This is a genomic window from Streptomyces sp. NPDC037401 (genome assembly GCF_055602345.1).
In genome coordinates, this window is sequence record NZ_JBVJWO010000009.1 from 1 (window position 1) to 24,935 (window position 24,935).

At 74.0% G+C, this 24,935-nt stretch carries 16 protein-coding genes, 2 tRNA genes, 2 pseudogenes and 1 riboswitch; of the genes and pseudogenes, 9 read left to right on the plus strand and 11 right to left on the minus strand.

Translation table 11 applies throughout. From position 1 onward, the window contains the following. Positions 1 to 398: 398 nt before the first annotated feature. Positions 399 to 941: a MarR family winged helix-turn-helix transcriptional regulator gene (locus ACZ7H1_RS11010; RefSeq protein WP_470785583.1), complete on the minus strand. Its 543-nt coding sequence runs from the start codon at positions 939 to 941 to the stop codon at positions 399 to 401. Positions 942 to 1,051: 110 nt separating this feature from the next. Between ACZ7H1_RS11010 and ACZ7H1_RS11015 the strand changes: the two genes are divergently transcribed. Beyond that, complete coding sequence (locus tag ACZ7H1_RS11015; RefSeq protein WP_470785585.1) at positions 1,052 to 2,338, plus strand: MFS transporter; 1,287 nt, start codon at positions 1,052 to 1,054, stop codon at positions 2,336 to 2,338. A gap of 44 nt (positions 2,339 to 2,382) precedes the next feature. Here the strand turns inward: ACZ7H1_RS11015 and ACZ7H1_RS11020 are convergent, their stop codons facing one another. Together ACZ7H1_RS11020 and ACZ7H1_RS11025 are read right to left on the minus strand one after the other, a co-directional pair. Then, positions 2,383 to 4,152 (minus strand): ATP-binding SpoIIE family protein phosphatase, encoded by a 1,770-nt coding sequence (locus tag ACZ7H1_RS11020; RefSeq protein WP_470785937.1) that lies wholly within the window; start codon positions 4,150 to 4,152, stop codon positions 2,383 to 2,385. 166 nt (positions 4,153 to 4,318) lie between these two features. Then, positions 4,319 to 5,797: an NAD(P)/FAD-dependent oxidoreductase gene (locus ACZ7H1_RS11025; RefSeq protein WP_470785587.1), complete on the minus strand. Its 1,479-nt coding sequence runs from the start codon at positions 5,795 to 5,797 to the stop codon at positions 4,319 to 4,321. A gap of 338 nt (positions 5,798 to 6,135) precedes the next feature. On the opposite strand from ACZ7H1_RS11025, the gene ACZ7H1_RS11030 reads away from it, so the two are divergent. Next, complete coding sequence (locus tag ACZ7H1_RS11030) at positions 6,136 to 6,906, plus strand: TetR/AcrR family transcriptional regulator (RefSeq protein ID WP_470785588.1); 771 nt, start codon at positions 6,136 to 6,138, stop codon at positions 6,904 to 6,906. A gap of 211 nt (positions 6,907 to 7,117) precedes the next feature. Continuing rightward, positions 7,118 to 9,118 carry a sigma-70 family RNA polymerase sigma factor gene (locus tag ACZ7H1_RS11035; RefSeq protein ID WP_470785589.1) on the plus strand — a complete coding sequence of 667 codons (2,001 nt, stop codon included), beginning with the start codon at positions 7,118 to 7,120 and terminating at the stop codon, positions 9,116 to 9,118. Between the two features lie 42 nt (positions 9,119 to 9,160). On the opposite strand, the gene ACZ7H1_RS11040 is transcribed toward ACZ7H1_RS11035, so the two are convergent. Together ACZ7H1_RS11040 and ACZ7H1_RS11045 are read right to left on the minus strand one after the other, a co-directional pair. Beyond that, positions 9,161 to 12,346: an ATP-binding protein gene (locus ACZ7H1_RS11040; protein WP_470785590.1), complete on the minus strand. Its 3,186-nt coding sequence runs from the start codon at positions 12,344 to 12,346 to the stop codon at positions 9,161 to 9,163. A gap of 68 nt (positions 12,347 to 12,414) precedes the next feature. After that, positions 12,415 to 14,568 carry an asparagine synthase-related protein gene (locus tag ACZ7H1_RS11045; RefSeq protein WP_470785591.1) on the minus strand — a complete coding sequence of 718 codons (2,154 nt, stop codon included), beginning with the start codon at positions 14,566 to 14,568 and terminating at the stop codon, positions 12,415 to 12,417. Between the two features lie 557 nt (positions 14,569 to 15,125). On the opposite strand from ACZ7H1_RS11045, the gene ACZ7H1_RS11050 reads away from it, so the two are divergent. From ACZ7H1_RS11050 to ACZ7H1_RS11065, 4 genes and pseudogenes are all read left to right on the plus strand, one after another. After that, positions 15,126 to 16,670 (plus strand): sporulation protein, encoded by a 1,545-nt coding sequence (locus ACZ7H1_RS11050; protein ID WP_470785592.1) that lies wholly within the window; start codon positions 15,126 to 15,128, stop codon positions 16,668 to 16,670. Between the two features lie 45 nt (positions 16,671 to 16,715). Beyond that, positions 16,716 to 17,903: an L-2-hydroxyglutarate oxidase gene (lhgO, locus tag ACZ7H1_RS11055; RefSeq protein WP_470785594.1), complete on the plus strand. Its 1,188-nt coding sequence runs from the start codon at positions 16,716 to 16,718 to the stop codon at positions 17,901 to 17,903. A gap of 192 nt (positions 17,904 to 18,095) precedes the next feature. Further along, positions 18,096 to 18,878 carry a tRNA (guanosine(46)-N7)-methyltransferase TrmB gene (gene trmB, locus ACZ7H1_RS11060; RefSeq protein WP_470785939.1) on the plus strand — a complete coding sequence of 261 codons (783 nt, stop codon included), beginning with the start codon at positions 18,096 to 18,098 and terminating at the stop codon, positions 18,876 to 18,878. A 43-nt stretch (positions 18,879 to 18,921) separates the two neighbouring features. After that, a pseudogene (locus ACZ7H1_RS11065) lies at positions 18,922 to 19,815 on the plus strand (PrsW family intramembrane metalloprotease); the annotation flags it as partial. On the opposite strand, the gene ACZ7H1_RS11070 reads toward ACZ7H1_RS11065, so the two are convergent. The 4 genes from ACZ7H1_RS11070 to ACZ7H1_RS11085 form a co-directional block, all read right to left on the minus strand. Next, positions 19,805 to 20,809 (minus strand): M23 family metallopeptidase, encoded by a 1,005-nt coding sequence (locus ACZ7H1_RS11070; protein ID WP_470785595.1) that lies wholly within the window; start codon positions 20,807 to 20,809, stop codon positions 19,805 to 19,807. The pseudogene ACZ7H1_RS11065 and the gene ACZ7H1_RS11070 overlap by 11 nt on opposite strands. Before the next feature lie 11 nt (positions 20,810 to 20,820). Beyond that, a riboswitch (cyclic di-AMP (ydaO/yuaA leader) is annotated at positions 20,821 to 20,955 on the minus strand. Positions 20,956 to 21,227: 272 nt separating this feature from the next. Next, the gene (locus ACZ7H1_RS11075; protein WP_470785597.1) at positions 21,228 to 22,373 is read right to left on the minus strand and encodes a PP2C family protein-serine/threonine phosphatase; all 1,146 of its coding nucleotides are present in this window, start codon (positions 22,371 to 22,373) and stop codon (positions 21,228 to 21,230) included. A gap of 160 nt (positions 22,374 to 22,533) precedes the next feature. Continuing rightward, a tRNA-Met gene (locus tag ACZ7H1_RS11080) sits at positions 22,534 to 22,607 on the minus strand. A 58-nt stretch (positions 22,608 to 22,665) separates the two neighbouring features. Further along, the gene (locus tag ACZ7H1_RS11085; RefSeq protein ID WP_470785599.1) at positions 22,666 to 23,154 is read right to left on the minus strand and encodes an FBP domain-containing protein; all 489 of its coding nucleotides are present in this window, start codon (positions 23,152 to 23,154) and stop codon (positions 22,666 to 22,668) included. Positions 23,155 to 23,264: 110 nt separating this feature from the next. Here ACZ7H1_RS11085 and ACZ7H1_RS11090 point away from each other — a divergent pair, with 110 nt between their 5' ends. Together ACZ7H1_RS11090 and ACZ7H1_RS11095 are read left to right on the plus strand one after the other, a co-directional pair. After that, positions 23,265 to 23,858, plus strand: coding sequence for a TetR/AcrR family transcriptional regulator (locus tag ACZ7H1_RS11090; protein ID WP_470785940.1), 594 nt, complete (start codon positions 23,265 to 23,267; stop codon positions 23,856 to 23,858). Next, positions 23,855 to 24,214 (plus strand): DUF488 domain-containing protein, encoded by a 360-nt coding sequence (locus ACZ7H1_RS11095; protein WP_470785601.1) that lies wholly within the window; start codon positions 23,855 to 23,857, stop codon positions 24,212 to 24,214. The genes ACZ7H1_RS11090 and ACZ7H1_RS11095 overlap by 4 nt, the downstream gene beginning before the upstream one ends. 66 nt (positions 24,215 to 24,280) lie before the next feature. Here ACZ7H1_RS11095 and ACZ7H1_RS11100 read toward each other — a convergent pair. Next, a tRNA-Lys gene (locus tag ACZ7H1_RS11100) sits at positions 24,281 to 24,353 on the minus strand. Positions 24,354 to 24,608: 255 nt separating this feature from the next. After that, positions 24,609 to 24,935, minus strand: a pseudogene (locus tag ACZ7H1_RS11105) (DEAD/DEAH box helicase); the annotation flags it as partial.

The following is a 24,935-nucleotide window of genomic DNA, read 5'->3' on the forward strand; positions in this document are numbered from 1 at the left end:
ACGGGGTATCAACTTCTGGCGTTGATTTTTGGCACGCTGTTGAGTTCTCAAGGTGCGGACGCTTCCTTTGTACTTACCCTCGCGGGCTTTCCTCCGGGCGCTTCCTTCGTTCTTGCGTTTCCGACTCTATCAGATCCTTTCGGGCCTGACTCCCAGTCAGCGGGTTTGTCCTTTGCGGCTGTTGGGCCGCTCGGACTCCCGAACTCTATCGGATTTCCCCGGCGACTCATAATCGAGCCGTGGAATTGAATTCGGGCAAGCCGAATTCGCTCCCGGTGGGAGATCGTGCTGAGTTGGGTTGCCGCGATGAAGCGGCGGGATGGTTGTCCGCAGAACCATTCGGTCCCGGGACAACTCGAAGAACCTTACGGACCCGGAGGGGCCGTGTCAACCCCGGGTCATCCCCGGGACTGGAGGTCCTCCACACGGTCCAGGAGTCGGGTGAGCATGTCGCCCAGAGCGCCGCGCTCCTGCGTCGACAGGTCCTGGAGGAGCTCCTCCTCGAAGATCGTCGCCGCCCGCATCGCGTCGAGCCACTTGCTGCGGCCCTCGGCGGTCAGCTCCACGATCACGCGGACCCGGTTCGTCTCGTCACGCTCACGGGTGACGAGCCCCTCCGAGGTCATGCGGTCGATGCGGTGGGTCATCGCGGCCGGCGTCAGGCCCAGCTGCTTCGCCAGCTCGCTCGGGCCCATCCGGTACGGCGCCCCGGAGATGACGAGGGCCTTGAGGACCTCCCACTCCGCGTTGCTGATGCCCAGGGCCGCGGTCTGGCGGCCGTAAGCGACGTTCATCCGGCGGTTCAGGCGGCTCAGGGCCGAGACGACCTTCTCGACCTGGGGGTCGAGGTCCTGGAATTCGCGCTGGTAGACGGCGATCTGCTCGTCGAGGCTCGGCTCGCTCAGGCCGTCGGCAGCGGCGGTATCGGGGGAATCACCCATGCCGCGAAGTATGGCACGAGCTTGGTTGGCATCTAACTCCTTCGATGTGTACTCTTAAGGGTCGAACTTTAGGTCTGAAGTCTTGAACTTCAAGTTGGGGTAGGTGAAACGTGACCAGGGTGATGGGCGCAGCGATGCGTCGGATCCAGGCAGGCAACGCGCTGACCGCGTTCGGAATCGGCTTCACGGTTCCGTTCCTCTACATCTACGTGGCGCAGGTCCGCGATCTGGGTGCGTCGACCGCCACGTGCGCGTTCATCGCCTTCGCGCTGGGTGCCCTGGTCGCGCTCCCCTTCACGGGCCGGGTCATCGACCGCCGCGGTCCCGTACCGGTGGTCGTCGGCGCCGCGGTCACCGCCTCCCTGGGCGCGCTGGCCCTCGGGCTCTCCACCGGCGTCGTGCCGATCCTCGTCTCCGCGCTGGCGCTGGGCGCCGGCCAGGCGGTCATGCAGCCCGCGCTCGCCACGATGATCGTGTGGTGCTCCACCACGGCGACCCGTACCCGTGCCTTCGCCCTCCAGTTCTTCATGCAGAACCTGGGCCTGGGCATCGGCGGCCTGATCGGCGGCCAGATCGTCGACGAGAGCCGGCCGGGCAGCTTCACCCTGCTCTTCGGCATCGAAGCCGTGATGTTCCTGGTCCTCGCCGGTGTGATCGCCGGCGTGAAGATGCCGCACGCGCCGAGCATCAAGGACGCCCGTCCCACGGACCCCGCCCAGTCGGGCGGCGCCTGGCAGCGGCTGCTGCGGCACAAGGCGATGGTCCAGCTGTGCGTGCTGGGCTTCGTCCTCTTCTTCGCCTGCTACGGACAGTTCGAATCGGGTCTGGCCGCGTACGGCACCGAGGCCGCCGGGATATCCCCGTCCACCCTGGGCTTCGCGCTCGCCGCCAACACCGGTGCGATCGTCGTGGCGCAGTTCGTGGTCCTGAAGCTCGTCGAGAAGCGGCGCCGGTCCCGGGTCATCGCCCTGGTCGGGCTGATCTGGACGGTGGCCTGGGTCATCGCCGGGTTCGCGGGCCTCGGGCACGGCAGCGCAGTGATGGCCGCGGCGGCGTTCATCACGACGTACGCCCTCTTCGGGATCGGTGAGGCCATGCTGTCGCCGACCGTCGCGCCGCTGGTCGCCGACCTCGCCCCGGAGGGCTCGGTCGGTCAGTACAACTCGGCCTTCGCCCTGGTCAAGCAGATGGCGCTGGCCCTCGGGCCGCTGGGGGTGCCGGTGGGTGCCGGGCTGCCGACGGTCTACATCGTGGTCTTCGTCTTCGTCTCGCTCGGGATCGCGGTCCTCGCGCTGCGGCTCGGCCGCCGGCTGACCCCGGCGCAGGACAACCCGTCGCTGGTGAAGGCCGCACGGCCGGTGGCCGTGCAGCGCGCCGCGGAGCCCGTGGCGGCCTGAGCAGGGCTGTTCGGGCCTGCTCAGGCCCGCTCACCGTCGAGGGGTCAGGGCGCGTCGGGGCCGTCGGGGAGTGCGAACTCGCACCAGACGGCCTTGCCGCCGCCGGGCGTGCGGCGCGAGCCCCACGACGAGGCGATCGTCGCGATGATCGAGATCCCGCGGCCTGCCTCGTCCCCGGGCTCGGCGCGGCGCCGGCGCGGCAGGTGGTCGTCCCCGTCCGTGACCTCGACGATCAGGCGGCGGTCGGTGCGCCGCAGCCGCAGCCGCATCGGCGGGGTGCCGTGCTGGAGGGAGTTCGCGACGAGCTCGCTGGCGGCCAGGACGCCGAGGTCGCACAGTTCCACCGGGAAGCGCCAGGAGGCCAGGACCCCCTGGGCGAAGGCCCGGGCGCGCGGGGCGGCCTCGACGCCGCCGAGCAGTTCCAGGGCGGCGTTGTGGAACAGCTCGGCGTCGGGGCCGGTGCGGGTGGGGTGCTGGAGGACCAGGACGGCCACGTCGTCGTCGTGGTCGGCGCCGATGCCCAGGGCGCGCATCAGCCGGTCGCAGATGACCGCCGGGGTGCCCTTCGCGCCCGAGAGCGCGCGCTCCAGGGCGGCGACGCCCTCGTCGATGTCCTCGCGGCGCCGTTCGACCAGGCCGTCCGTATAGAGGACGGCGGTGGAGCCGGGGCCGAGCGGGATGGTGCCGGAGGAGTGCAGCCAGCCGCCGGTGCCCAGCGGGGGGCCGGTGGCTCCGTCGGCGCGGTGGACCGTGCCGTCCTCGTCGCGGACGAGGATCGGGAGGTGGCCGGCGGAGGCGTAGACGAGCCGTCCCTCGTTCGGGTCGTGGACGGCGTAGACGCAGGTGGCGATCTGGCTGGCGTCGATCTCGGCGGCGAGGCCGTCGAGGAGCTGGAGCACCTCGTGGGGCGGCAGGTCGAGGCGGGCGTAGGCGCGGACCGCGGTGCGGAGCTGGCCCATGACGGCTGCGGCGCGGACGCCGCGGCCCATGACGTCGCCGATGACGAGTGCGGTGCGGCCGGCGCCGAGGGTGATCACGTCGTACCAGTCGCCGCCGACGGCGGCCTCGGTGCCGCCGGGCTGGTAGGTGGCGGCGATGCGCAGGTCGTCGGGCTGTTCCAGCTCCTGCGGTAGCAGGGAGCGCTGGAGGGTGACGGCGGCTTCGCGCTGGCGGCGCTCGGCGGCGCGCAGCCGGTCGACGGCTTCGGCGTGGTCGGTGACGTCGGCGAGGTGGACGAGGACGCCGGTGCCCTTGGGGTCGGCGGCGGTGCCGATGCCGGTGACGGGGGTGCAGGTGACGGTGTACGAACTGCCGTCGGCGGCCCGGCGGTTCTTGGCGGTACGGGGCTTTCCGCTGCGCAGCACCTGGTCGAGCAGCGGGAGCAGGCCGAGTTCCTCGAGCTCGGGCAGGGCCTCGTGGGCCGGGGCGCCGAGGGGGCGGGGGCCGAATCCGGCTGTGTAGGCGTCGTTGACGTACGCCGTGCGGTGGTCGGGGCCGTGGACGAGGGCCACGAGCGCGGGGAGCCGGCCGAGCACCTCGCGGACGGAGAGCTCGTCGAGGGTGGGCACGGGGAGGGCGGGCGTGCCGCCGCTGCCGGCGTCCGCTCCGCCCCCGCTTCCCGTGCCGGAGACGGTGGGGTCGGCGGGGTCGGCGGGGCTGCCGTCGTGACCGGAAGCGGCCGCGTCGACGTGCTCACCGCGGGCTGCGGGGACGGAGCCCTCGCCGCGCTTGGCCTGGGCGGCCGCGTGTTCGGACCGGGCTGCGGCGCGGCGCTGCGTTCCGGGGAACCGGGCGCTCCAGCGCGTGAAGTTCACTGCGTTCAAGCCTCGTGGTGTCGCTCGTGGTCGCTTGTCTCCCCCGGCTGTGGCCGGGAGGTGCCCCCGGGGTGGCAGGGCTGGTCGGTCGCGGGCGGTGTCACTCTGTGCAGGGGTGAGCCCACCTATGGTCACACGCCCAGTGTGGCCGACCGGACTGACATCGTCAGCCCTGATCGCCTTTCCCGGGGTCCGGTGAAGGGTCCGCCGACTGGTCTGCGGGGTGGCCCGGTGCGGGCTCGGGCGGGGGTGGCTGGGAGGGCTGCTGGAGGTGGTGTCTGGGGCCCCCACCTGCGGCGAGTTCGAACTCGGCGCGGGGGTGTTCCAGGGATCCGAGCGACACGATCTCGCGCTTGAAGAGGCCGGAGAGGGTCCATTCGGCGAGTACGCGCATCTTGCGGTTGAAGGTGGGGACGCGGCTGAGGTGGTAAAAGCGGTGCATCAGCCAGGCGGGGTAGCCCTTGAGCTTGCGGCCGTAGACGTGGGCGACGCCCTTGTGGAGGCCGAGGGAGGCCACCGAGCCGGCGTACTTGTGGCGGTACTCCCGGAGCGGTTCGCCGCGCAGCGAGGCGACGAGGTTCTCGGCGAGGACCTTGGCCTGGCGTACGGCGTGCTGGGCGTTGGGGGCGCATTCGCGGCCGGGCTCCTCGGCCGTGACGTCGGGGACCGCGGCGGCGTCGCCGGCGGCCCAGGCGTGTTCGACGCCGTCGACGGTGAGACGGGCGGTGCATTGGAGCCTGCCGCGTTCGTTCTTGGGGAGGTCGGTGGCGGCGAGCAGGGGGTGCGGCTTGACGCCCGCGGTCCACACGACGGTACGGGTGGGGAAGCGCGCGCCGTCGCTCAGTACGGCGACGCGGTCGGCGCACGATTCGAGGCGGGTCTCCAGGCGGACGTCGATGCTGCGGCGGCGCAGTTCGCGGACGGTGTACTTGCCCATCTCGGGGCCGACTTCGGGGAGGATCCGGTCGCTGGCCTCGACCAGGACCCATTTCATGTCCTCGGCCTTGACGTTGTGGTAGTAGCGGGAGGCGTAGCGGGCCATGTCCTCCAGCTCGCCGAGTGCCTCGACGCCGGCGTAGCCGCCGCCGACGAAGACGAAGGTGAGCGCCGCGTCGCGGACGTGCGGGTCGCGGGTCGAGGAGGCGATGTCCATCTGCTCGATGACGTGGTTGCGCAGGCCGATGGCCTCTTCGACGGTCTTGAAGCCGATGGCGTAGTCGGCGAGGCCGGGGACGGGCAGGGCGCGGGAGATCGAGCCGGGTGCGAGGACCAGTTCGTCGTATTCGATCTCGAGGGCGCCGGTGCCCTCCTCCTCGGTCGCGAGGGTGGTGACGGTGGCGGTGCGCTTGGCGTGGTCGATGCTGCGGGCCTCGCCGATGACGATCCGGCACTTGCCGAGGAGGCGGCGCAGCGGCACGACGACGTGGCGCGGTGAGATCGATCCGGCCGCGGCCTCGGGGAGGAAGGGCTGGTACGTCATATAGGGCTCCGGGGTCACGACCGTGACCTCGGCTTCGTCCGCTCTGAGTCTGCGCTGGAGCAGCAGAGCGGTGTACATCCCGACGTAACCACCGCCGACGATGAGGATGCGTGCACGGGGCGGGGTGCCGGGGGCCGTTCCCCGGGAGTCTGCAGCCTTCACCATCCCATGACGCAACGTGGCCGGGACTTTGTCCACAGGCCCGACAGATTGTGTGACCGAAGGTCGCCCTCGGCGGGGTGTCGTGCGGAGGCGCGGGCGGGGCACAGGAGTGCAGGTCAGGCGGTGCGGAAGGGGTGATTCCGGGTGCCCGAACCGGAAAAGTGGGGGTGAATGCTCCGATCGGGCGGTGGTCCGTACGGAGCTGCCTCTTCTGAATTGACTCTGGCTCAACTATGTTCGTTACTCGCCGGGTGTGTCGGCCGGGGCTCAGTGACCGTGGCCCTCCTGGCGCGAAGGCGGGGATGTCTCCGGGGGGAGACAAAGATTACCGGGGGATACATATGCACATGTCGGATTTCCATGGCTCTGCCACGGCGCTCTCGACCGAGAGCGGTGGCCGGGTGGTTGCAGGCGGTGCGGGCATAGGCCGCTCGACTCCGCTGCGCGTGGACGCGCAGCGCAATCTCGAGCACGTGCTGCGCGCCGCGCGTGAGGTGTTCGGCGAGCTCGGATACGGCGCGCCGATGGAGGACGTGGCCCGGCGCGCCCGGGTGGGCGTAGGGACGGTGTACCGCCGCTTCCCCAGCAAGGACGTACTGGTCCGCAGGATCGCCGAGGAGGAGACCGCCCGGCTGACCGAGCAGGCCAGGGCGGCGCTGGGCCAGGAGGAGGAGCCGTGGCAGGCGCTGTCGCGCTTCCTGCGCACCTCCGTGGCCTCCGGCGCCGGGCGGCTGCTGCCGCCGCAGGTGCTGCGGGTCGGCGCCGACGAGACGGCCGAGGCCGCTGCCGCGGAGGACGAGGCGCGGGTTCCGCAGCAGCGTCAGTCCGCTCCGGTGGGCACGGGTACGGGCCAGCCCGACCTGCGCGTGGTCGGACAGCGTCCGGCGGCCCAGCCCGAGGCGGAGGACTCCAGCGCGAGCGCGCTGCTGGAGGTCGTCGGCCGGCTGGTGGACCGGGCGCGGGCCGCGGGCCAGCTGCGGACCGACGTCACCGTCGCCGACGTCCTGCTGGTGATAGCCACGGCGGCGCCCGCGCTGCCGGACCCGGCCCACCAGGCGGCGGCCTCGTCGCGACTGCTCGACATCCTGCTGGAGGGCCTCCGGTCCCGCTAGGAAGACCGCGCGGCGGCCGGTCGGCGGGCCAGAGGGTCCGCAGGCCGGCCGCTTCGAACACCACACCCCTCCAGGGGCTCGCCCTGGCACGGCATTTCGCGGAATTGTGCCCGGATGAGTGGATACCGGGTAGAGGGGTACGGTCGGCGTGCCCGCTGTGACACTCTTTTCCGGTGTACGGGTCTGAGCGTGTCGTGCGGGGGCTTCCGCTATGAGTGTTGACGGGCGGGACGAGTCGCTCGGTGGTGCCGGGGCGGAGGCGGGCGACCTGCCCGCCCGCCAGGTTCCTGCACAGCGGGAAGGCGGCAGCGGCGCGAGCCTCGCGGAACTGCCCCTCTCCGACGGCGACTTGATCGCCCGGATGCGCGCCGGGGACGACGGCGCGTACGAAGAGCTGTTCCGCAGGCACGCCGACGCCGTGCGCCGCTACGCCCGTACGTGCTGCCGGGACGCCCACACCGCCGAGGACCTGACGGCGGAGGTGTTCGCGCGGACCCTCCAGGCGGTGCGCGGCGGCGCCGGACCCGACCAGGCGGTGCGCGCGTACCTCCTCACCACCGTGCGGAGGGTCGCCGCGGCCTGGACGAAGACGGCCCGGCGGGAGCAGCTGGTCGAGGACTTCGCGCTGTTCGCCGAGCAGGCGGCGCGCCCGGGGGAGACGGCCGGCGGGTCGGACACCCTCGAACTGGGCGCCGACGTCAAGGCGATGGAGGAGGCCGACCAGTCGCTGGCGATGCAGGCGTTCCGGAGCCTTCCCGAGCGCTGGCAGGCCGTGCTGTGGCACACCACCGTCGAGGAGTCCTCGCCGAGTGCGATCGCCCCGCTGTTCGGTCTGACCGCCAATGCGACGGCCGTGCTGGCCAGCCGGGCCCGCGAAGGCCTCAAGCAGGCCTATCTCCAGGCCCATGTGAGCTCCGTGCACAGCGAGGGCGGCGACTGCGCGCGGTACGCGGACCGGCTGGGCGCGTACGCACGCGGGGGTCTGCGGATGCGGGCCGAGCGCGGGCTGCGCAAGCACCTGGAGGAGTGCGCGAAGTGCCGGCTGGTCGCCGGTGAACTCAAGGACGTCAATGCGGGCATTCCCGCGCTGCTTCCGGTCGCCGTCATCGGGTGGTTCGCTGCCGGGTACGCCGCCAAGGCGGCCGGGGTCGTGGCCGGCGGTGCGGTGGCCGCGGGCGGAGCGGGCGCCGCGGCGGCCGCCACGGGCGGCTCGGCTGCGGGAGGTTCGGCGGCAGGCGGTGCCACTGCGGGCGCTACGGGTGCTGCGGGCGGCGCGGGTGCTGCGGGCGGCGCGGCCGGCGGCACGGGCGCGGGAGCCGGGGCCGCCGCGGCTTCGGAGGGCATCGGACTCACCGCGAAGGCGGCGATCGCGGCGGGCCTGGCCGTGGCCACCGCCGCGGGCGTGGTCTTCGCCTTCGTCGGCGACGAGCAGGCCCCCCAGGCCAAGGCGAAGCCCGTGCCCAGTGCCGTCGCGCCAGTGGTCCCGGACGACCCTGCCCCGCCCGCGCCGCCGAGCTCCGCACCTCCGGTCAGACGGGCCCCGCCGCCGGCTCCCGTAGCTCCCCCGCCCGTCACGAGAGCACCCCGCCCCGCCCCCGCCGCTTCCTCCCCCGCGGCCCGGCCCCCGGCCGGGGCGAGGCCCGCGCCCAAGCCCTCGCCCACGCCGCCGCCGTCCGCGAAGCCCCGGCCGCCCAAGCCGCCGGTGGTCCCGGTGCCGCCCAAGCCCAAGCCCACGCCCGAGCCCGAGCCCAGTCCCACCCCGCCGCCGCGGACCGTGCGCGCCTTCCCGCTGGCGCGGCTCCAGCACTCGGCGTTCGGCGACCACACCGGCCCCGAGCTGCGGACCGCGCGCAGCAGCTGGGTCTGGCAGCGCTGGGGCCTGGTGATCGGCGGCAGCACGTACGGCCACGGCATCACCGTGCACGCGAAGTCCTCGGTCACCGTCGACCTGAACCGGCCCTGCACGGTCTTCTCCGCCCGGGTCGGCGTCGACGACATGTCCCTCGGCGCGCGGGGTGCGCTGCGGTTCTCGGTGTACGCCGACGGGGTGCGGCTGTGGCGGTCCCCCGCTCTGGGTGCCGGGGATCCGGCCGCAGCGGTGTCGGTGGGCATCGGCGGGCGGGACTCGCTGCGGCTGGTCGTCGAACGCGACGGGCCGCTCGGGCACCTGCTGCTCGCCGACTGGGCGAGCTCCGTCATCAGCTGCCGGTGATCGGCTGCCGCTCATCAGCTACGGGTGATCACCGTCGGCTGATCACCGGGCCGTCACTGCGGTCACGGCGGCCCGGAGCAGCTCCAGCGCGCCTGCGACGTCGACCGCCGTACCGGCCTCCCACGCCGCGGCGTAGCCCCCGGCGCCGAGGGCGGAGCGCGCCGCCTCCGGCAGTTCCCGCAGCCGCCGCTCCTCCGGCACCGACCGCGGATGGCCGCCCCGCCAGGCGGTGGCCGCGGCGAGCAGCCGTACGGCCCCGCCCCAGCGGCCGGCCTGGGACAGGAGCAGCGCGCCGGTCTCCGCGGCCGCCGCGAGTACCTGCTCCGCGCAGTGTGCCGCGGCCGCGCCGTCCAGGACGTCCGCGGTCCGGCGCAGACCCTCGGCGGGCCCCTGCTCCAGGGCCGCGAGCTCGGCGTCGACGAGGTCGAGCGCGGCCGTGAACTGCGGCGGCGGGGTGGTGCGGCAGCCTTCGGTACGGGCCGCCCGGGACAGGGTGCGGGCCCGGTCGTGCTCCCCCCGGTCCAGGGCGATCACCGCGGACAGGAACAGCGCGAAGGCGCGGGCGTCGAACGCCGTCTGCCCGCCCGCCTCGGCGTTCACCTGCTCGAGGAGCCGCTCGGCGTCCGCGGTGTCACCCGAGCGGTACGCGATGTCGGCGAGCCGGGCCACCAGGAACGGCGCCTCGGCGTGCGCGCCGACCTCACGGGCCAGCTCCAGGGCCTCCCCGTAGACCTCGGCCGCCCGGGTGTGCTGCCCGCGGGCCAGCGCGGCCTCCCCGGCGGCGCTCAGCACCTGGGCCCGCATCCAGCGGTCCCCGACCCGGGCACTCAGCGCGTACAGCTCCGCGAGGTCGCCGTCCACGCCCGACAGCCCGCCGGCGGTGTCGACGTCCACGTGGGCGCGGAACATGAGGACGACGCCGAGCTCCCACGCACCGCCGTGGCGGCGGCAGTTGGCGACCGTCTCGTCGAGGGCCCGGCGGAAGCCCGGCGGGCCGCCGGTGAGGTACGCGGTGAACGGCCAGAGCAGGCCGGGGAAGGGCACGGACTCGGGGCCGCCCCGGCTGAACCCCTCCTGGATCCGGCGGGCCAGGTCGACGTTGCGCGGGGCGCCGAAGTCCTCCAGGGTCTGGCTCTCGGCGTGCAGGAGGATGCGCAGCATCCACAGCCGCAGCCGGGGCCAGTACCGCGGGTCCTGCGGGCCGTCCGGGTCCGGGGCGACGTCCGGTTCCGGACGGTCGTCGAGGGCGAGGACCCGCTCGGCCCACCGGGCGCCCTCGGCGCGGTAGCTGCGCACCCACCAGAACCAGCCGAGGGCGAAGACGAGCCGCTGGGCGGTGGACTCGTCGTGGGCGACCGCGTACTGGAGCGCGGCGCGGATGTTGTCGAGTTCCGTCTCGATCCGCCGGATCCAGGGGAGTTGGGCGGCGGACCGGATCAGGGGTTCGGCCCGCTCGGCGAGCGCGACGTAGTGGGCGGCGTGCGCGCGGGCGGCGGAGGCCAGGTCCTCGGGGGTCTGCGCGGCGCGTTCGACGGCGTACTCGTGGATGGTCTCCAGCATCCGGTAGCGCATCTCGCCGTCGGCGGTGGGGGCGGCGATGACCAGGGACTTGTCGACGAGTGCGCCGAGCAGGCCGGGGGTGCTGCGGCCGACGGCCTCGGCGGCGGCGAGGTCCCAGCCGCCGTGGAAGACGGACAGGCGTCGCAGGAGGGTCCGCTCCTCCAGGTCGAGCAGCTCCCAGGACCAGTCGACGACCGCGCGCAGGGTCTGCTGGCGGGCCAGGACGGTGCGGCTGCCGCTGGTCAGGAGGTGGAAGCGGTCGTCGAGGCGTGCCGCGATCTGGGTGGGCGTGAGCAGCCGGAGGCGGGCGGCGGCCAGTTCGATGGCGAGCGGGAGCCCGTCGAGGCGGGTGCAGATCTCGGCGACGGCGGCGGCGTCGGCCGCCGGGTCGAAGTCGGGGCGTACGGCGGTGGCGCGCTCGGCGAAGAGGCGGTGCGCCGGGTCCGGGGGGAGGGGTTCCACGGGCCGGACGGTCTCGCCGGGCACGCCGAGGGGCTCCCGGCTGGTGGCGAGGATGCGGACGCCGGGACAGTGCACGAGGAGCCGCTCGGCGAGGTCCGCGGCGGCGTCGACGACGTGCTCGCAGTTGTCGAGGACGAGCAGGAGGGTGCGGTGGGCGCAGTGCTCGAGGATCTGCGCGGTGGGGTCGTCGGCGGCGGTCTTCTCGCGGCCGATCAGGGTGGTTTCGCGCAGGCCGAGGGCGTTGAGGACGGCGCCGGGGACGGCGGCCGGATGGTCGAGGGGGGCGAGTTCCGCGAGCCAGACGGCGTCGGCGGGGTGGGCGTGCGCGGCTTCCTCGGCCAGCCGGGTCTTCCCGGAGCCGCCGGGGCCGGTGAGGGTGACGAGGCGGGAGCGGGCGAGGTCGGCGCGGAGGGCGGCGAGTTCGGGTTCGCGGCCGACGAAGGAGGTGAGGCGCGGGCGCAGGTTCCCGGTCCGCGCGGGGGCGGGCGGGTGGAGCAGGGCGGAGTGCAGCGCGGCGAGTTCCGGCCCGGGGTCGGTGCCGAGTCCTTCGGCGAGGGTCCGGCGGGTGTCCTCGTAGGCGGCGAGGGCGTCCGCGGGGCGGCCGGCGGCGCGCAGGGCCCTGATGTGCTGGGCGCGCAGCGGCTCGTCGTACGGGCTGTACGCGATGAGCTGCGCGAGTTCGCCGACCAGCGGGGCGGGGTCGTGCCCGGCCCGGAGCTCGGCCTCGATGCGGTCGCGCAGGGCGGTGTCCCGCGCGGCCTCGGGGCGGGCGGCGTGGCCCTCGCGTCCGGGCAGGTCGGCGAGGGCGGGGCCGCGCCAGAGCGCGAGGGCGCTGCGGAGGGTGGCTGCGGCCTTCTCGTGGGCGCCGGAGGACAGTTCGGCGGCGCCCTCGCGGGCGAGGCGGGTGAACCGGTGCAGGTCGACGGCCTGCGGGTCGGTGGCGAGGCGGTAGCTGCCGGGCTCGGAGCGGACGGCCTCGCGGCCGAGGGTGCGGCGCAGGCGGCCGACGAGCGCTTGGAGGGCGGCGAGGGCGTCGGCGGGCGGGTCGCCGTCCCAGACCTCGTCGACGAGGTCGGATACGGGTACGGGCCGGTCGGCGCGGAGTGCGAGGGCGGCGACGAGCGCGCGGAGGCGGGCGCCGGGTATGGGGAGGGCGGTTCCGTCGTCTTCTCGCGCCTCGGTGACGCCCAGGATCAGGTACCGCACCGAGCCATGATGCAGGGTCCGTCCCCCCATCGCCCCCGAGTTTCCGGGCCGGTGCGCGGGCCTGGACGTCAGAGGGCGCGGCGTTGGGGGACGCCGGTGGGCACGGCGCGGCGGCGGGGGGTGGAGGTGCCGGTCCAGCAGGTGCCGCGGCGGGAGAGGAGCCGGCGGAGCCACAGTTCGACGGAGACCAGCTCCGCGATGCCGTCCAGCGGGACCGGGTGGCCCTCCGCCGCGTCGACCAGGGCCTGGCGTACGACGTGCGCCTCGATCAGGCCGGCGTCCGCGAGCAGCGGCGCCGCGAACAGGTCGAGGAGGTCGTCCAGGGCCGCCCGCAGGCCCGCGCGGACCGCGGAGACGGCCTCCGCCTGCGAGGTGGCGCCCCAGCCGGACGGCAGCTCCCGCACCCCCGTGGCCGACAGCACGCTGCGCAGGATCGCGGCCCGCGCGCCCGGCTGGACCCGCAGCGACTCCGGGAGTGCCCGGGCGGCCCGTACGACCTGGTTGTCGAGGAACGGCGCGTGCAGCCGCTGGCTGCGCACCTCCACCGCCTGCTCGAAGACGCGGTGGTCGGCCGCGTGCCGGGCCAGCGCGGCCCGCGCCCGGGCCTCGCCGGGGCGCAGCGACAGCGGGGGCCGGCCGGCGGCGGTTTCCAGCCGGATCGATACTTCCGCCAGTGCCTCGCCCGTCAGCCAGCGGGCCGCAGGCCCCGGCCGCGACCAGGTCAGGGCGGCGAGCGAGGCGGCCACCGGGCCCGGATCGGCGGAGGCCTCGAAGTCCGCGAAGCCGTGTGAGCGCAGCTGCGCGGCCGCGTCCTTGATGCCGGTCATGTACGAGGTGCGGGAGAGCTTGCGGGCGGCCAGGTAGACCGTGAACGGCACGGTCAGCGACTGCGCCTCCGAGCGGGCCAGGGCGGCGACCGGCCGGACGAGGTGTCTGCGGCGGCGGTCGAGCAGGAGGTCCGCGAGGCGGGCCGGGTGCGCGTCCAGGACCTGCCGGGCGCCGTGTCCGACGAAGTGGTCGGCGCTGCCTGCGGACAGCCGGCGCCGGTGGCGGGCGGCGACGACCAGGGAGGGGCCGGGTTCGTCCGTGAGCGGGCCGTCGAGGTCGACGTACGGCAGCGCCTCCTCGGCCGCGGCGACCACGACGTGGTGCAGCCGGGGGTTGGCGGCGATCACCCGGGCGCGTTCGAGCTCGTCCTCCCGGCCCTGCGGGGTGGCGAGGTCGTTGAAGGTGACGGCGAGGAGGCGCTCGCCGGCGCCCGTTCCGTGGCCCAGGACGGTGCCGGGGACGCCGGGCAGGCCGGCCGCGAGCAGCGCCAGGGTCGCGGAGGCGCTGCCGCCGGAGAGGTCGGCGCCGATGCCGGGGGCGGGGGCGCCCCGGGCGGCACGGCGCTCGGCCGGGCCCATGCCGGGCACCGGTCCGGGGTCGTAGGCGAGGGCATCGGGCGCATGGCGGGGAGCCGTGAGCCGGGCGCGCACCGCTTCGACGAGTGCTTCCCGTACGCCCTCCACCGCCCGGTCGGCGTCGGCCTGCGGGGCGGCCACGGCGAGCGAGGCGACGGGTTCGTAGCCGGTGATCTCGCGGGAGCCCTCGCGCAGGATGAGTGCGTGGCCGGGCGGGATGCGGCGGACGCCGGCGTACGGGGTGCCGTCGACCAGGGCCTCGGGGCTGTCGGGGCAGGCGAGCAGGGCGGCGAGGTGGCCTATGTCGAGCTGGGCCTCGATGAGGTCGGCGAGGGGGAGGGCGGCGGTGGCGTACGCGGTGCCGTTGGCCCACGGGGTGTAGAAGACGGGCCGGGCGCCGGCCAGGTCGCCGACGACGGTGATCCGGCGTCCTGCCTGGACGACGGCGGTGTAGCTGCCGGGCCACTGGGTGAGGTGGCGCAGCGCGCCGCCGCGGGCGGCGTAGAGGGCGCGGCGCAGTTCGGCGTCGGTGGCGCCGCAGCAGCCGAGGACGGCGAGGCGGCTGAAGGGGTCGGCCGGGTCGGCGGCGACGGTGCGGATCTCGTCGGGGCGCCAGTCGCCCACGGCCCACAGCGGGTCGGGGTCGCCCCACAGCAGCTGGGCGCCGACGGGGTGGACGGTGCGGGCGGCGTCCTCGGCGGCGTCGTCGGAGTCGGCCAGTCCGCCGGGGACGGTGCCGTTGGTGTCGGGGGTGTCGTAAATCCGCCCGGCCGTCCCGAAGCTTGCGGCGATACTGCTCCAGCCCACCAACCACCGCATCGCCGCTGCCTCCACAGACTGTGGACAAGTTGGGGTCCATGCTGCCACGAGACAGGCGTGCGAGAGGGGTTAAGGGGGCGCACATGCAAACGAACACGCCCCCGCCATGCGGTATTTGGCGTTCCGTTCCCAGCGCCCCATAGGTCGGATTCAGCCATTCTTTCCGGCGTCCGACGGCGCGGGGCGGGCGCGGTCCGGGAGGCGCGGCCCGCCTCCCGGACCGGTCCGCCACCCGCGGGGATTGAGGCGGCGGCGTCCCCCGGCCCGCCGGATCCATGCAGCGGGCCGACCCACGCACCCCGTATCGAATCGTCGCCCCCGGGGCCCGGCCAGAGCGCACGCGCAGGCGCACGGCCACACGGGCGGAGCACGCGGCCACGGATGCGCCCCGGCCACGGCCGTGCGTACGGACAACAATCTCGCCATACGGAAGGCGGGGCCTTAACGCTTGGGATGCGGCGAACTACGCTGGGTTTACGAATGCCGGGCGCCTATGCCGCCGCCCGGCGCACGTCTGTGTGCTGGGGAACTGCGTTCAGCGTGACGAGGGGTGGCGCATGTCCAGGGAGCTCCGCGAGCCGAACGAGAAACTCGGCACCGTCCTCACCCTCGCGGGTATCAGCAACGCCGGCCTGGCCCGGCGGGTGAACGACCTCGGCGCACAGCGCGGACTGACGCTTCGTTACGACAAGACCTCGGTGGCCCGCTGGGTCTCCAAGGGCATGGTGCCGCAGGGCGCGGCCCCCCACCTCATCGCGGCGGCGATCGGCGCCAAGCTCGGCCGCCCCGTTCCGCTGCACGAGATCGGCCTGGCGGACGCGGACCCGGCGCCCGAGGTCGGACTGAGCTTCCCGCGCGACGTGGCCGGGGCGGTACGGGCCGCGACGGACTTGTACCGGCTGGACCTGGCGGGGCGGCGCGGCGGTGGCGGGATCTGGCAGTCGCTGGCGGGCTCCTTCGCCGTCTCGGCGTACGCCACGCCCGCCTCCCGTTGGCTGATATCGCCCGCGGACAGTTCGGTGGCCCGGGAAGCTGCGCCCTTACGCCCTCCGGGGACGGGCACACCCGCCCCCGGCACACCCGCCCCCAGCGCTTCCGCCTCCGGCGCACCCGCGCCCAACTCCCCCTCTCCCGGAGCCCCCGCGGCCCCGGCCCCCGCAGAGCCGACCGCCGACGCCGCGGCGCAGCGCGTCGGCCACAGCGACGTGGCCAAGCTGCGCGAGGCGGCCGAGGACGCCCGCCGGTGGGACTCCAAGTACGGGGGCGGCGACTGGCGGTCCTCCATGGTCCCGGAATGCCTGCGGGTGGACGCGGCGCCGCTGCTGCTCGGTTCCTACTCCGACGAGGTGGGGCGGGCCCTCTTCGGCGCGACCGCCGAACTGACCCGGCTCGCCGGGTGGATGGCCTTCGACACCGGGCAGCAGGAGGCCGCGCAGCGGTACTACATCCAGGCGCTGAGACTGGCCCGCGCAGCAGCGGACGTGCCCCTCGGGGGCTACGTCCTCGCCTCGATGTCCCTCCAGGCCACCTACCGAGACTTCCCCGACGAGGGCGTCGACCTGGCGCAGGCGGCCGCGGAGCGCAACCGCGGCCTGGCCACCGCCCGCACCATGAGCTTCTTCCGGCTGGTCGAGGCCCGTGCGCACGCGAAGGCCGGCGACTGCCAGGCCGCCGGCGCCGCGCTGCGCGCCGCGGAGGGCTGGCTGGAGCGCTCACGGGACGGCGACGCCGACCCGAGCTGGCTGGGTTTCTACTCGTACGACCGCTTTGCGGCGGATGCTGCGGAATGCTACCGCGACCTCAAACTCCCCCGGCAGGTACGGCGCTTCACCGAGCAGGCCTTGTCCCGGCCGACCGAGGAGTACGTCCGCTCGCACGGACTGCGGCTCGTGGTGAGCGCGGTCGCCGAGCTGGAATCGGGCAACCTGGACGCAGCGTGCGCCCAGGGCACCCGGGCGGTGGAGGTGGCGGGCCGGATCTCCTCGGCGCGCACCACGGAGTACGTGCGCGACCTGCTGCACCGGCTGGAGCCGTACGGCGACGAGCCGCGTGTCGCGGAGCTGCGCGAGCGGGCCCGCCCGCTGCTGGTGACCCCCGCCTAGCGGGATTGTCAGTGCCGGGGTGCAGACTCGGACGTGGGAGGTGGCATGGACTGCGACGTACTGGTGATCGGCGGCGGGATCGTCGGCCTGTCGACCGCGTACGCACTGTCGCGCCTGGCTCCGGGGACGCGCGTGGTGGTCCTGGAGAAGGAGCAGGGCCCGGCCCGGCACCAGACGGGGCGCAACAGCGGAGTGATCCACAGCGGGATCTACTACCGCCCCGGCTCGCTGAAGGCCCGGTTCGCGGTGCAGGGCGCGGCCGAGATGGTCAAGTTCTGCGCCGAGCAGGACATCGCGCACGAGGTCACGGGCAAGCTGATCGTCGCGACCGAGCGCGCGGAGCTGCCGCGGCTGCACGCCCTCGTCCAGCGCGGCCGGGAGAACGGCATCCCCGTCCGCGAGCTGGGCCCGGCGCAGATCGCGGAGTACGAACCGGAAGTCGCCGGGCTCGCCGCGATCCACGTGGGCACGACCGGGATCGTGGACTACGGCCAGGTCGCGGCCCGGCTGGCCGGGTCCTCGGGGGCCGAGATCGTCTACGGCGCCGAGGTCACGCTGATCTCGCGGCGCCCCTCGGCGGTCGCGGTCCGCACGGCGTCCGGACAGGTCTTCCGGGCCAAGGCGCTGGTGAACTGCGCCGGGCTCCAGTGCGACCGGGTCGCGCGCCTGGCGGGCGACGACCCGGGCATGCGGATCATCCCCTTCCGCGGCGAGTACTACGACCTGGCGCGCCCCGAGCTGGTGCGCGGCCTGGTCTACCCGGTGCCGGACCCGGCGTTCCCGTTCCTGGGGGTCCACCTGACCCGCGGGATCGGCGGCGGCGTCCACGTCGGACCCAATGCCGTACCGGCCCTCGCCCGCGAGGGGTACGGCTGGGGCACGGTCCGCCCGCGGGACCTCGCGACCAGCCTGGCCTGGCCGGGGGCCTGGCGGGTCGCCTCACGGCACTGGCGGTACGGAGCGGGGGAGATCCACCGCTCCCTGTCGAAGGCGGCGTTCACTGCGGCGGTGCGGAGGCTGCTGCCGGCTGTGGCGGAGGGCGATCTGCGGGCTGCGTCCGCCGGCGTGCGGGCGCAGGCGGTGCTGCGTGACGGGACGCTGGTCGACGACTTCCTGATCCGCGAGGCGCCGCGGACGGTCCACGTGCTCAACGCGCCGTCTCCCGCGGCCACGGCCTCCCTCCCCATCGGCCGCGAGATCGCCACCCGAGCCCTGGCCTCCCTCCGCCCCTGACCCCGCGCCTCAAACGCCGGCGAGGCCGGACATTCCAGCCCGCGCGGCGTTCGAGCGCACCGGGCGCGGAACGCACGGTCCGGGGGCCGCAGGCTTGCCCCCGGTTTCCGGAAGGGGGGCGGGTAGCGGAAAGGCTCCGCCGGGCCCCGGGCAAGAGCGGGACGTAGAATCGGACGCACTGTGTCTGAGTCCATGAACCCGCATCCCCAGCCGGACGCCCCCTCCTACACCGCCCCCCGCTGGCGCACGGAGCCGCGTTTTCCCGACGGGCCCTCGCCCGACCCCGCCGGTTCGCACCACGAGCGCCGCATCCGCAGCTTCCAGCCGCGCCGCAGCCGGGTGACCACCGGCCAGGAAGACGCCCTCCGGCGGCTCTGGGGCACCTGGGGCCTCGACATCGACGGGCACGAGGTCCTCGACCTCGGCAAGCTCTTCGACGGCCGTCCCGTCGTCCTGGAGATCGGCTTCGGCATGGGCGAGGCCACCGCCCAGATGGCCGCCGACGACCCGGACACCGGTGTGCTGGCCGCCGACGTGCACACCCCCGGCCAGGGCAACCTCCTCGCCCTCGCCGAGCGCAACGGCCTCGACAACATCCGCGTCGCCAACGGCGACGCGATCATCCTGCTGCGCGAGATGCTCCCGCCGGCCTCACTCGCCGGGCTGCGCGTGTACTTCCCGGACCCGTGGCCCAAGAAGCGCCACCACAAGCGCCGCCTGATCCAGCCGGAGTTCCTCTCGCTGGCCGCCACCCGCCTCGCGCCCGGGGCCCTGCTGCACTGCGCCACGGACTGGGAGCCGTACGCCGAGCAGATGCTCGAAGTCCTCACCGCACACCCGGACTTCGAGAACACCCAGGCCGACGGCGGATACGCGCCCCGGCCGGACTTCCGCCCCTTCACCCGCTTCGAGGGCCAGGGCATCGACAAGGGCCACGTCGTACACGACCTGCTCTTCCTGCGTACCGGGAACTGAAAACCCCGTCTGCGCCGGCGGCCCGCTCGTTAGGGTCGGTGGGGTGTTTCGGGCGATCCCTCGTACATCGGCCCGGGCCCGCGGCGTCGTGGTGGTCTGCGCGCTCGCGGCCGCCGGAGTGCTGATCCTGGCCCTGGTGCGGGAACAGACCGGTACGCCGGGCTTCTTCGTGGGGCTCGGCCTCGCCGTCCTCCCCGTACCGCCGCTCGCGGCCGCGTTCCGTCGGCTGGGGCGGCCGCGGGCGGGACCGGCGGACCGGACGGAGCCGCCGGGCCGTCCCTGGGCCCCGCTGCTGTTCTCCTTCGGCTGGGGCGCCTGCGCGGCGGCGCTGATCGCCATACTGGCGAACAGTTTCGCGACCCGCTGGATAGCCGCGGCCACCGCCGACCCGTACGACGCCGACCAGCTCGGCTCGATCGCGATCGCGCCCGTCGTGGAGGAACTGGCGAAGGCCGCCGCCCTGCTGCTCGTGTTCGTGTTCCGGCGGCGGCACCTGACCGGGCTCACGGACGGCTTCGTGCTCGCGGCGTTCACCGCCACCGGCTTCGCGTTCACCGAGAACATCCTCTACCTCGGCAACGCCTTCGGCGAAGACCTCGGCAGCGGCACCTCGGTGCTGGCCTCGATGACCGCGGCGACCTTCTTCGTGCGGATCGTGATGTCGCCGTTCGCGCATCCGCTGTTCACCGCGCTCACCGGGCTCGGCTTCGGACTGGCCGCCCTGACCGGCGCCGGCACACGCACCGGCACCGGCACCCCTACCCGCACGCGGGCCCGCCGCGTGCTGTTCCCGCTCGCCGGGCTGCTGCTGGCGATGGGCGTGCACGCCCTGTGGAACAGCTCTCCGGAGTTCGGCGAGCACGGTTTCTACGTCGTCTACGGGACCGTGATGGTCCCGGCGTTCGCCCTGCTGACCTGGCTGGCCGTCAGACGTCGAGGCCCTTGCTCTGCAGCCACGCCATCGGATCCTGCGTCGCCCCTCCGGTCCGCACCTCCAGATGCAGATGGGGTCCGGTGACGTTGCCGGTGGCGCCGACGCGGCCGATGGTCTCGCCGGTGCTCACGGTGCCGGAAGTCACCGACATCGAGGACAGGTGGCAGTACCAGATCTCCGTACCGTCATCGAGCCGGAGCACGATCCGGTAGCCGTACGCACCGGAGTACCCGGCCGACACGATCGTGCCGTTGTGGACGGCCTTCACCGGGGTGCCGGTGGGCGCGGCCAGGTCCAGGCCCGTGTGGTACCCGGAGGACCACATGGAGCCGGGGACGCCGTAGTGCGAGGTCACGGTGTACGAGGAGGTGGGCAGCGCGTAGCTCTTGGCGAGCTTGGCCAGCCGCTCTTCCTCGGCCTTGGCCTCGGCGGCGGCCTTCGCCGCGGCCTCGGCGGCGGCTTCGGCGGCCTTCGCCTTGGCTTCGGCGGCCTTGCGGGCGGCCTCCCGCTGTGCGGCAGCCTCCTTCGCGGCGGCCTCTTCCGCCGCCCTGGAGGCGGCTTCCTTGGCCTCGGCGGCCGCGGCGTCCGACTGGGACTCGGCCTGCTGCAGGATGCGGTTGCGGAGCACCTCGCCGGCGTCGGTGCCCGCCTCGGCCTGCTGCGGGCTGACACCCGCGGTGGTGAGGGGCGCGGCCACCGGGACGGTGTCGGCGGAGACCTCTTCCTCACCCGCGTCGCCGGGGAGCAGCGAGGGTATGGATATGGAGATCTGCGGCCGGTCCTGGGCGGTGGCGATGCCGCCCGCGCCGACGGCGGCGATGACGCCGACGCCGAGGACCGTGGAACTGCGGGCGAGGCCGCCGCGCTGCTTGGCGACGCGGTGGCGGCCGCGGACGGGACGGACGGAGTCCTCGGTGGGGTTCCACTCGCCCCACGCACCGGCGTTGGGGCCGTCGAGCACCTCGGAGGCTTCAGGGACAGGCCTGTTCGACGCCACGGGGGCGCACTCCTTTCCTTCCTTCTCGCCTACCGGGTTAGCTGACGGGTTCGGAGCAGGAAGGTCTCCTACGGGCCCAATCGGACCCGATTCACCCCAAATTGGTGGTTCCCCGGTTCCCTTGCGGAATTCGGCGCGCACGCGCGCGGCGCCGTCTGGGGCGACGGCTGGGACAACCGCGCTGCGTTATCGAACGGTAATAGACACAGGGGAGTGAATCCAAGCTGTTGCGATTGTTCCTTCGCGTGTATCAGCCACGCTCTGACCAGCTCTGGCCTGGACTTTTACTAACAAGAGTGGGCCAAAGCGGACGTTCTCCCGACCCCTTGGGTATCTCTCCAGCCACACCAGCCCCCTGACGGATCGTCAACTGCACTGCGGAGCGCGCCCTGTTGACTACCGTGCGTGAGCACGAAGTCTACCGGTTCCGGACCACCGGGACCGTACGCCGCCGGGCCGGCTCCCCCTCCAGCGGCCGCCCGACCGCCAGCAGCGCCATGTCGTCCGTCGCCCCGCCGCCGGTGTGCCGGCGCACGTCCGTGATCAGCGCGGTCAGCAGCGCGTCCGGCCCGGGGAAGATCCGCCCGCGCAGCCGCTGCGGAGGGTCGTAGAACTCCCCCGCCCGGTCCCGCGCCTCGGTCAGCCCGTCCGTGTACACCAGCAGCGTCGCCCCCGCCGGGAACGCCCACTCGTCCGCCAGGTCCGGGTGGCCGGCGGCGAGCTCGCCCATGCCCAGCGGCAGCGCGTGCTCGGCGGGCTCCAGCGCCCGCAGCCTGCCGTCCGCATGCAGCAGCAGCGGCTCGGGGTGCCCCCGGTTGACCACGCGCAGCACGTCCCCGCCGGGCGGGATCTCGGCCAGCACGCAGGTGGTGAACCCCTCCACGGCATCCAGGCTGTCGCGCCGCGTGCCCTCGCGGTCGAGCGCCCGCTCCAGCCGGCGGGCCACCCCGGTCAGGGTGGGCTCCAGCTCCGCGGCCTCCCGGAAGGCCCCCAGGACCACCGCGACGGCCTCCACCGCCCCCATCCCCTTGCCCCGTACGTCCCCCACGGCCAGCCGGACCCCGAACGGCGTCTCCTGGACCGCGTACAGGTCGCCGCCGATGAACGCGTCCGCCTCGGCGGCCTCGTACCGGGCGGAGACGTGCAGCCCGCCGATCCGCTCGGCGGGCGTGGGCAGCACGGCGCGCTGCGCCGCCTCCGCGATCTCGCGGGCCGAGGCGAGCCGCTCCCCGCTGCGCCGGACCACCCGGTTGATCAGCACGGCGAGCCCCGAGACGGTCAGCACGGTCACCAGCTCGGTGAGCGCCTCCACCTTCCAGGTCGTGCCGTGGTGGACGTGCAGCAGCAGGACGGTGCCCGAGGCGAGCGCGCCGGTGAGCAGGGTGGTGGCGAGCGCGAAGAGCGGAGCCGCGACCAGCGGAGCCGCGGAGAAGAAGGGCGAACCGGTGAAGCTCGGCGGGGTGAGCACGTCGAAGACGAGCCCCAGCAGCACCAGCAGCACGGGCAGCGCGCGCACGAACCTCCGGGCGATCGCGCTCCCACCAGCCTGCCCCTGCCCCACCACGGTGTTCTCCTGCCCGGTCCGCTCGCACGGGTGCGGACCGCTGCCGCCTCGCCCCACAAGGCTGCGGCCGCACCGCACGGCCGGCCACCGGGCCACGGCCGAAAGGGGTACGGAACGACGAAGGCCCGGATCCGTGAGGATCCGGGCCTTCGTACTGGAGTAGCGGGGACAGGATTTGAACCTGCGACCTCTGGGTTATGAGCCCAGCGAGCTACCGAGCTGCTCCACCCCGCGTCGGTAAACACCACTCTACGCTATGCCGGAGGCCCTCCGCGCCACCTTTTCCCGCAGGTCACAGCGAGCCGACGAATCCGGCGAGGTTCCGCCGGGTCCTCTCGATCTGCTCGTCCACCGTCAGCGACTCCTCGAAGCGGCCGCCGGGCTCCGGCAGCTTCTTCCCGCGCACGTACAGCGAGCAGGCCAGGTCGGTGCAGACGTAGAGGCCGACGGAGTTCCCCTCCCGGCCCTCGCGGCCCCGCTTGCGGGCCGTCATCAGCGAGACCCCGCCGCCCGGATGGGTGGTCAGGCACAGGGAGCACATGCTGCGGTGCAGGAACCCGCGCTTGACCTCGGGGAAGCGGAGCGTGATCCCGACGAGCCGGTCCTCGTGCTCGGTCACCAGATAGGTGCGGTCGGGCGCCGAGAGGTCCCGCCAGCCCAGGAAGTCGAGGTCCTCCCACGGCCGCTCCGCCAGGTCGCGCGGCAGCGGCAGCCGCTGGGCCTCCCCCTTCGAGCAGTTCACGAACGACGTGCGGATCTCGTGCTCCGTCAGTGCCTTCATGCCCTGGACGCTAATCTTCCCTAGGATCCCTAGGCAAACGATTAACCTACCTAGCCAGTGCGCAGCACGCAGCAGCCGGCAGCCGGCAGCCACAGAGAGGAGCCGTGACCGTGCCCCGAGCCGGACTCACGCCCGAGCGGATCGCCGGGGCGGCCGCCGACCTGGCCGACACCATCGGCCTCGACCAGGTGACCGTCTCCGCCCTGGCCCGCGGCTTCGGCGTCCGCGACGCGAGCCTGTACGCCCACATCCGCGGCCTCGACGACCTCCGCAGCCGGGTCGCTGTCCGCTCCGCCGCCGAGTTCGCCGACCGGATCACCACGGCCCTCGCCGGCCGCTCCGGCCGCGACGCCCTGGCCGCCTTCGCCCGGGCCTACCGGGACTTCGCCGTCCGCCACCCCGGCCGGTACGCCGCCACGCAGCTCCGGCTGCCCGCCGAGACCCTGGCCGGCTCCCCCGGCCACCAGCGCCTGGTCGAGCTCACCTACGCCCTGCTGCGCTCGTACGACCTCGCCGAACCCGACACCACGGACGCGGTCCGGCTGCTGCGCAGCACCTTCCACGGCTTCGCCGTACTGGAGGCTGCCGACGGCTTCGGCCACCCGCGCGAGCTGGACGCCTCCTGGGCCCGGATCCTCGACGGGCTGCACGCCCTGCTCACCCGGTGGCCGGCCGCGCCCCCGTCGGCGACGCTGGCCCCATGAGCTCTCGCATCCGGGTGCGCCGCGTCTACGACCCGCCCGCGCCGGAGGACGGCACCCGCGTCCTCGTCGACCGCCTCTGGCCGCGCGGCCTGTCCAAGGCATCGGCACGCATCGACGCCTGGCCGAAGGCCCTCACCCCGTCGACCGGGCTGCGCCGCTGGTTCCACGACGGCGGGGGCACGTACGAGGAGTTCGCCGCCCGCTACGAGGCCGAGCTCGCCGACCCCGAGGCCGCCGACGCCCTCGCGTCCCTGCGCGCCCTCGCCGCCGACGGCCCCCTCACCCTCCTGACGGCGGTGAAGGACCCGGACCGGAGCCACGTCTCGGTGCTCCTGCCGCACCTGCGGAAAACCTGAGACCGGGCGAACGACGAAGCGCCCCGGACCGGTTCTTCAACCGGTCCGGGGCGCTCCCGCTGCACGTAGGCCATGTCGGACTCGAACCGACAACCAATGGATTAAAAGTCCACTGCTCTGCCAATTGAGCTAATGGCCCTTGGCACGCTCACCCCAGAGCATAGCCGGACAGCGCCGGTGAGCCGATCGAGTATGCCGCACCGGCGCTGTCACGCGCCGCTCGGCCGGTCGCCCGGCAGCCCTCCGGCCGCTCGCAGCAACGGAGTTGTACGCGTTCCGGGCCGCGCCGGCCCGCAGTCGGGAACCCGTGCGAAGCCGTAGGGAAACGCCGAAGCCCCCCGGGCACCAGGGTGCCCGGGGGGCTTCGTCAGCTGTCGGTGTCAGCCGTCAGAGATCAGCCGTTGCGCTTCCAGCGCGGCTTGTCGTCGCGACGGCCGCCGAAGGAGCCCGAGCCGGAGCTCGACGGGCGGTGGTCGTCACGGCGGCCGTACGGGCGGTCGCCGGCGCCGCCGGCGCGGAAGCCGCCGGCCGGGCGGTCGTCGCGGCGGTCGCGGTTGAACGGACGGTCGCTGCCGCCGCGGTGGTCGCGGTTGAAGCCGCCACCGCGGTTGTCGTCACGACGCTCGAAGCCACGGCCACCGCGGTCGTCACGGTCGCGGTTGAAGCCGCCACCACGGTTGTCGTCGCGGCGGAAGCCGCCACCACGGTTGTCGTCACGGCG